At 38.8% G+C, this 299-nt stretch carries 1 tRNA gene; it reads left to right on the forward strand.

Annotated elements, in window-relative coordinates:
- Nucleotides 1–3: 3 nt before the first annotated feature.
- Nucleotides 4–79 (forward strand) — tRNA-Glu (locus VJL_RS26935).
- Nucleotides 80–299 lie beyond the last annotated feature (220 nt).

The raw sequence follows: 299 nt of genomic DNA on the forward strand, positions 1-299 counted from the left end.
AGTGTCCCGTTCGTCTAGAGGCCTAGGACACCGCCCTTTCACGGCGGTAACAGGGGTTCGACTCCCCTACGGGATACCATCTTTAAACGTTCTCTCTTGAGAGTTTTTAAAAATGGTTACTTCATAAGAAGTGATTAGCTCTTTAACAATTTGGAAAGCTGACAAAGTAATCTTTAAGATTACTTGTAAAGTTCTCAATGTTTGTCTTTAAGACAAACACCAAAAAACACATTCAAGTGTTCTTGGGAATATCACTTTTACAGTGATTATTCGAAATTGAGTCCGGCAAAATCGAAATG

The organism is Vibrio jasicida CAIM 1864 = LMG 25398 (assembly GCF_000400365.1).
In the GTDB taxonomy this organism is placed as follows: domain Bacteria; phylum Pseudomonadota; class Gammaproteobacteria; order Enterobacterales; family Vibrionaceae; genus Vibrio; species Vibrio jasicida.